The 6,925-nt window shown below is 56.2% G+C and carries 6 protein-coding genes; 5 read left to right on the top strand and 1 reads right to left on the bottom strand.

Translation table 11 applies throughout. The features are described 5' to 3' along the window. Positions 1–86 precede the first annotated feature (86 nt). From PG892_RS20805 to PG892_RS20785, 5 genes are all read left to right on the top strand, one after another. The gene (locus PG892_RS20805; protein ID WP_270825800.1) at positions 87–557 is read left to right on the top strand and encodes a restriction endonuclease subunit S; all 471 of its coding nucleotides are present in this window, start codon (positions 87–89) and stop codon (positions 555–557) included. Between the two features lie 266 nt (positions 558–823). Further along, entirely contained in the window at positions 824–1,477 is a 654-nt protein-coding gene (darT, locus tag PG892_RS20800; RefSeq protein ID WP_171275904.1) for a type II toxin-antitoxin system toxin DNA ADP-ribosyl transferase DarT, read from the top strand. Beyond that, a complete protein-coding gene (gene darG / locus PG892_RS20795) occupies positions 1,474–2,538 on the top strand; it encodes a type II toxin-antitoxin system antitoxin DNA ADP-ribosyl glycohydrolase DarG (protein ID WP_270825798.1) in 1,065 nt (354 codons plus the stop codon). Before darT ends, darG begins: the two co-directional genes overlap by 4 nt. Positions 2,539–2,612: 74 nt before the next feature. After that, positions 2,613–5,744: a type I restriction endonuclease subunit R gene (locus PG892_RS20790; RefSeq protein ID WP_270825797.1), complete on the top strand. Its 3,132-nt coding sequence runs from the start codon at positions 2,613–2,615 to the stop codon at positions 5,742–5,744. Continuing rightward, positions 5,744–6,457: a M48 family metallopeptidase gene (locus PG892_RS20785; protein WP_005331303.1), complete on the top strand. Its 714-nt coding sequence runs from the start codon at positions 5,744–5,746 to the stop codon at positions 6,455–6,457. Before PG892_RS20790 ends, PG892_RS20785 begins: the two co-directional genes overlap by 1 nt. Positions 6,458–6,475: 18 nt before the next feature. Here PG892_RS20785 and PG892_RS20780 read toward each other — a convergent pair. Further along, positions 6,476–6,925, bottom strand: a 450-nt coding sequence (locus PG892_RS20780; RefSeq protein WP_270825796.1) for a restriction endonuclease, incomplete at its 5' end; no start/stop codon positions are given.

The following is a 6,925-nucleotide window of genomic DNA, read 5'->3' as shown; positions in this document are numbered from 1 at the left end:
TGCAAAGTAAACTGGATGGCTTTCTTGCCGCCAAGGATCTGATGGCGCAGGGGATCAAGATCTGATCAAGAGACAGGGGTATTGGCATGCCTTTAATTCAAGGTAACGCCGATATCTTGAATAGAAAAACAATTATTAGAAATTACACCTCTCAAATAACCAAAAAAGCAAAGAAGGGGGATTTAATCCTTTCTGTAAGAGCGCCGGTAGGTGAGGTGGCAAAAGCTGAATTTGATTGTTGCATTGGCCGCGGGGTATGCGCTGTTCAATATAAAAATGACTACCTTTATCAATGGTTGGTGAGCTTTGAGACAGCGTGGGATAAGTTCTCTAAGGGGTCGACATTCGATTCAATTAATTCAGAAGAGCTGCGACATATTGAGTTAATAATGCCATCTGACGAGGAACAAACCGCCATTGCCACTATTTTATCCGATATGGATAACGAGCTGCAGGCGTTGACTCAGAAGCTGGAGAAGGCCCGCGCCCTGAAGCAAGGCATGATGCAGCAACTGCTGACCGGCAAAATTCGCCTGCCGCTGGCGGCGGGGGCATAGACGGGGGCATAAGTGCAGCCCAACCGGATGACCGCCTCTGCCGCGAGCCTGGCCACCGAGCCACCCAGCGCCGGATTTGCTTGACTGTTGCGTGACTGGGGCGGTTGTTAATTGGCGCGATAGATGTTTATCTATCTGAAAAGAAAGAGATACTTTTATTGTGAGTTGCTTGATGGCGTGCACAGCGGCCACCCGCATACGAAAAGCGGGTGGGGTCATCGTTGGCGTGTTTATCAAGCGTTGGGTATCGCAGGAGCTAGCCATCCATGGCCTATGACTATAGCCAGAGCCTGAATCCGCAGAAGGCGCTGATATTCCGGATTGTGCATCGGGATAACCTGGAATGGATCCTGACCCATGGCCTGTGGGCGGGGAATGGTCAGCAGCAAAACCCGCACTGGGTGCATATCGGGTTGCCGGAGCTGATTGCCAAGCGCGCACGCCATCCGGTGCCGCTGGCGCCTTACGGCGTGTTGAATGACTATGTGCCCTTCTACTTCACGCCGTTTTCGCCCATGCTCAGCAATATTCACTCGGGGCGCGGTGTTCCCCAGCGTGAAAATGATGAAATCCTGATCCTGGTTTCCAGCCTGCATCGCATGGCTGAATTGGGGCTACCGTTTGTGTTTACCGATAGCCATGCCTATTACCAGTGGGCCAATTTCTATGTCGACCTTGGCGATCTGGGGCGGATTGACTGGCCACTGTTGCAGCGCCGTGACTTCAAGCGTGATGCGGAAGATTTGAGCAAGCTGGAACGCTATCAGGCCGAGGCCTTGATCCATCAACATTGCCCCATCGAGGCGTTGCTGGGCGTGGTGTGTTACAACGAAGAAATAAAGAACAGCGTGGAACAATGCATGAATCGGGTGGGGGTCTCGCGCCCCGTCTATGTCCGTGATGGGTGGTATTTCAGATGATTCGATATACAACAGGCAACCTGCTGGATGCTCCGGTGGAAGCACTGGTGAATACCGTCAACACAGTCGGTGTCATGGGCAAGGGGATCGCCTTGATGTTCAAGGAGCGGTTCCCGGCCAATATGCGTGCCTATGCCGAGGCGTGCAAGCAGGGTGACGTCGTCACCGGCAAGATGTTTATTACCCAGACGGGTGAGCTGCTAGGGCCGCGCTGGATCGTCAACTTTCCGACCAAACAGCACTGGCGCAATCCGGCACAGATGGCGTGGATCCAGGACGGTTTGCAGGATCTGCGGGCCTGGTTACAGGCGCAGCAGGTCTCCTCGATTGCCATTCCACCACTGGGGGCTGGCAACGGTGGTCTGCCTTGGCCGGAGGTCAAACAGGCGATCGAAACGGCACTGGGCGATCTGGATATCGATATCCTGCTCTATGAGCCCAGTAGCCAATACCAAAATGTGGCCAAGCGCGGCGGGGTGGCGGAGCTGACTCCGGCCCGGGCCCTGATTGCTGAACTGGTGCGTCGCTACTGGTTTTTAGGGATGGAGTGCAGCTTGCTGGAGATCCAGAAACTGGCCTGGTTTCTGGCTCGGGTCATTGGCCGTAACCCGATGGGGGATCCGCTGCAGTTGCAGTTTAAGGCCCATCGTTATGGCCCTTATGCCAACAATCTGACCCATCTGCTCAATGCGATGGACGGCAGTTATCTGCAGTCCGACAAGCGCATCCCGGATAGCAAGCCGTTTGATGTCATCTGGTTTAATGAGGCTAAAAAACAAGAGCTTGCCGTTTATCTCAATACCGAGGCCAAAGCATTTTTACCGATACTGGAGCAGACGACCGCGTTAATCGATGGTTTTGAGTCGCCCTATGGCATGGAGTTATTGGCCACGGTGGACTGGCTGATGGTCGAAGAGGGCTGTGCGCCGACACTGAGCGCGCTGCGCGAGGGGTTGCACCGCTGGCCAGCGGGAACCCCGTGGGGTGATCGCAAGGCGCGGCTGTTTGATGATCGCAGCCTGCAGATCGCCTTGACCCGTTTGCAGCAGGGATTGGTGTAACGAAGTGGGTGTAACAAATAAGAGTGGCTGCGAGGTTGTCGCGGCGGCTTGAGAGAATAACAGGGATAGAGAGCATGATTTCAGTTGGCCAACGGGAGCGGGCAACCCAGAACCGCGTGATCAAGTTATTTCAAGCGGAGCTGGGCTATCGCTATCTGGGGGATTGGCATACACGGGAGAACAACCGCAATGTCGAGCCGGAGCTGCTGACCGCTTGGCTGGTGGGGCGGGGCGTGGACGCGGCGCTGATCCCCAAGGTACTCAGGCAACTGGATCGGGCGGCGAGCCTGGGCGAAGGGCGCCTCCTCTATGATGCCAACAAGGAGGTCTATCGCCTGCTGCGTTATGGCGTGAAGGAAAAAGTCGGGGCGGGCGAGCAGAACCAGACTGTCTGGCTTGTTGACTGGGCCAATCCGCAGGCCAACGACTTTGCCATTGCCGAAGAGGTGACGGTCAAAGGCGAGCATAAGAAACGGCCGGATCTGGTGCTCTATGTCAACGGCATTGCCCTTGGCGTCATTGAACTCAAGCGATCTACCGTCTCTGTCTCCGAAGGTATCCACCAGAACCTGGATAACCAGAAGAAGGATTTTATCCGTAACTTCTTCACCACCATGCAGCTGGTGATGGCGGGCAACGACACCCAAGGGGGGCGCTACGGCACTATCGAAACCCACGAGAAATACTATCTGGAGTGGAAAGAGCCAGCCGATCCAATCCATTCCGACCATGTCGATCTGCCGGGTGCCAATCTGCTGGACCAGCATCTGACGCAGTTGTGCAGTAAGGCGCGCTTTCTGGAGCTGATCCACGACTTTATCGTGTTTGATGCGGGCACCAAGAAAACCTGCCGCCATAACCAGTATTTCGGCATCCGTGCCGCCAAGGCTTATATCCGCCGCCGGGATGGCGGCATCATCTGGCACACCCAAGGCAGCGGCAAGAGCCTGACCATGGTCTGGCTAGCCAAGTGGATCCGCGAAAATGTGACCGACAGCCGTGTGCTTATCATCACCGACCGTACCGAACTCGATGAGCAGATCGAGAAGGTATTCAGTGGGGTGGAAGAGGAGATCCTGCGTACCAAGAGCGGTGCCGATCTGGTGACCCGTCTGCATGCCCATAATCCCTGGCTGATCTGCTCCCTAGTGCATAAGTTCGGTCGCACACCAGAAGGCGAGTCGGATGACGAAGATGACGGCAGCTCTGATGATTTTATTGCTGATATGCGCCGCAGCTTGCCCTCGGATTTCAGCCCCAAGGGCCAGCTGTTTGTGTTTGTCGATGAGTGCCACCGCACTCAGTCCGGCAAGCTGCATGGGGCTATGAAGAGCCTGTTGCCAGAGGCGCTGTTTATCGGTTTTACCGGCACACCGCTGATGAAGCAGGACAAAAAAAAGTCCATCGAGGTCTTTGGCCCCTACATTCACACCTACAAGTTCAACGAGGCGGTGAGTGATGGCGTGGTGCTGGATCTGCGCTACGAGGCGCGGGATATCGATCAGCGGGTCAAATCCCAGAAAAAAGTGGATGAGTGGTTCGATACCAAGACCAAGGATCTCTCGCGGCTGGGCAAGCAGCAGCTTAAACAGAAGTGGGCCTCAATGCAGAAGCTGCTCTCCAGTCGTTCGCGGCTGGAGCAGATAGTGGCCGATATTCTGCTCGACTTCGAGCGCAAGCCCCGGCTGGCCGATGGTCGTGGCAATGCCATGCTGGTCTGCGCCAGCGTCTATCAAGCCTGCAAAAGTTACGAGATGTTCAGCCAGGCCGGTTTTGCTGGCAAGTGCGCCATCGTCACCAGTTACCAACCCAATGCCAGCGAGATCAAGGGCGAGGAGACGGGCGAGGGGCTGACGGAGAAGCTGGCCAAGTACAACATCTATCGCAAGATGCTGGCCGACTATTTCGAGCAGCCGGAGGATGAGGCGGCTAAGCGGGTCGAAGAGTTTGAAAAACTGGTCAAGCAGCGTTTTATCAAAGAGCCGGGCCAGATGCGGCTGCTCATTGTCGTGGATAAGCTGCTGACCGGTTTTGATGCCCCCTCTGCCACCTACCTCTATATCGACAAGAAGATGGCTGATCACAACCTGTTCCAAGCCATCTGTCGGGTGAATCGGCTGGATGGTGACGACAAGGAGTACGGCTACATCATCGATTACAAAGACCTGTTCAAGTCGCTGGAGAAGACGGTCAACGACTATACGGCCGAGGCCTTCGCGGGTTATGACAAGGAGGATGTGGCCGGGCTGCTCAAGGATCGACTGGCCCAGGCCAAAGAGGATCTGGATAACGCTCTGGAAGCCGTTCGTGCCTTGTGTGAGCCGGTGAAGGCGCCCAAGTCGCAACTCGATTATCAGCATTATTTCTGTTGTGAGCCGGGAGCCGATGAAGAGACGTTGAGCGAGAAAGAGGCATTGCGGCTGACCCTCTATCAGTTGGTGGCCAAGTTGATCCGCGCCTTTACCAATCTGGCGGGTGAGCTGGAGGAGGCGGGTTACAGCGCCTCGCAGGCCGCCTCGATCAAGCAGGAGGTCGAACACTTCGCCAAGGTCCGGGATGAGATCAAGCTGGCCAGTGGTGATCTGGTGGATATGAAGCAGTTCGAGCCGGGCATGCGCCAGATGCTGGATCTATGGGTGGATGCCGACCCCAGCGAGACGCTGATGGACTTTGAGGAGCTGGGGCTGCTGGAGCTCATTATCCAGCGCGGCCCCGAGGCGCTGGATGGGTTGCCCAAGGAGATGCGCGACAATCAGGAGTCGATGGCCGAGGCGATTGAAAACAACGTGCGCCGGACCATCGTCGATGAGAACCCGGTCAACCCCAAATACTACGAGAGGATGTCGGTGCTGCTCGATGAGCTGATCGATCTGCGCCGCCAGCAGGCCATCTCCTATCAGGAGTATCTGGAAAAGGTCCGCGAGCTGGCCAAGCAGGTGAAATATCCACAGAGCCATAGCCAGAGCGCCTACCCAGAGAGCATAGACACGGCAGCCAAACGGGCACTCTATGACAATCTGGGCAAGGATGAGCTGCTGGTGGCCAGGATTGATACCGCCGTGCGTTATACCAAGAAGGCCGATTGGTATGGCGATCGCTTCAAGGAGCGGGAGATCGCGTTTGCCATTGCCGAAGAAACCAAGGGATACGATGTGACCGTTGCCGAGGTGATGGAGCTGGTGAAAGCGCAGCAGGAGTACCACTGATGCCCCTGATCACCATTGGTGAGCTCACGCTGGAGTTGCAGCATAAGGGGATCAAGAACCTGCACATCAATGTGCTGCCCCCTGATGGTCGCGTGCGCGTCTCGGCCCCGGCGTCGCTGTCACAGACGGCCATCAGAATGGCCGTGGTCAGACGCTTGCCGTGGATCCGGCAGCAACAGGCCCACTTTCAGGCGCAGCCACGTCAGAGCGAGCGCCAGATGTGCAGCGGCGAGACGCACTACCTTTGGGGACGGGGCTATCGATTGGAGGTGATCCCGGTTGAGGGAGCGCACAGCGTCAAGCTACAAGGGGGGTGGATCCGGATGCGGGTTCCCGCTCATTATGACGCCGCGAAGCGAGAAGCCTTGCTACTGGGCTGGTATCGCCAATTGCTACGCCAGCGGCTGCCGATATTGATGGCCAAGTGGCAGGCCTTGCTCAACGTCACCCCTTCGTTTGTCGGTATCAAACGGATGAAGACCATGTGGGGGAGCTGCAAAACAGATACATCCCGCATCTGGATCAACCTCGAATTAGTCAAGAAGCCCCCCGAATGCCTGGAATTTATTGTGGTGCACGAGCTGGTTCACCTGTTAGAGCGCAAACATAACCAGCGATTTATCACACTGATGGATACCCATCTGCCCAACTGGCGCGAGCATCGCGAGAAGCTCAACAAGATGCCGCTGGCATTTAATCGGTGGGGGTATTAGGGCTGGTTTAGCCACGATTTATTCTTCCAAAAAGTAATCTGAATCCAGGGTTTTAATGGTGAGGGTCTGGCGGGTAGTGACGCCGACGCCGTATTCGATCATCAGGGCGGCAAGACGGGCACCGTCGATCAGCACGATGCGCTTCTCAATCAGTCCGACATACTCCTGCGCCTCACGGCTAAAGCTGGAGGTGGTGATAAAGACCCCTTTGCGGGCCTTGTGCAGATCCAGCGCCCCCGCGAAGGACTGGATCTCGGGACGCCCCACGGTTTTGTCGGTGTAGCGCTTTGCCTGCAGGTAGATGGAGTCGAGCCCCAACCGGTCTTCCTTGATGATGCCATCGATGCCGCCATCGCTTTGGTAACGGGTGGTGCGGGCGGCATCCTGCTGGCTGCCGCCATAGCCCATGGCCACCATCAGATCGACCACCAGCTGTTCAAAGAAACGAGGGGAAAGGCCCAAGATCTC

Source organism: Aeromonas sp. QDB68 (genome assembly GCF_027707405.1).
GTDB lineage: Bacteria > Pseudomonadota > Gammaproteobacteria > Enterobacterales > Aeromonadaceae > Aeromonas > Aeromonas caviae.
Note: the sequence above shows the minus strand (reverse complement) of the source record. Positions and strands in the feature narration are given on the sequence as shown.

Bases quoted from the DNA above. Each gene is read 5' to 3' on its own strand.
- PG892_RS20785 (WP_005331303.1), top strand. From the start codon at position 5,744: ATGCCCCTGATCACCATTGGTGAGCTCACGCTGGAGTTGCAGCATAAG.
- PG892_RS20805 (WP_270825800.1), top strand. From the start codon at position 87: ATGCCTTTAATTCAAGGTAACGCCGATATCTTGAATAGAAAAACAATT.
- darG (WP_270825798.1), top strand. From the start codon at position 1,474: ATGATTCGATATACAACAGGCAACCTGCTGGATGCTCCGGTGGAAGCA.
- darT (WP_171275904.1), top strand. From the start codon at position 824: ATGGCCTATGACTATAGCCAGAGCCTGAATCCGCAGAAGGCGCTGATA.
- PG892_RS20790 (WP_270825797.1), top strand. From the start codon at position 2,613: ATGATTTCAGTTGGCCAACGGGAGCGGGCAACCCAGAACCGCGTGATC.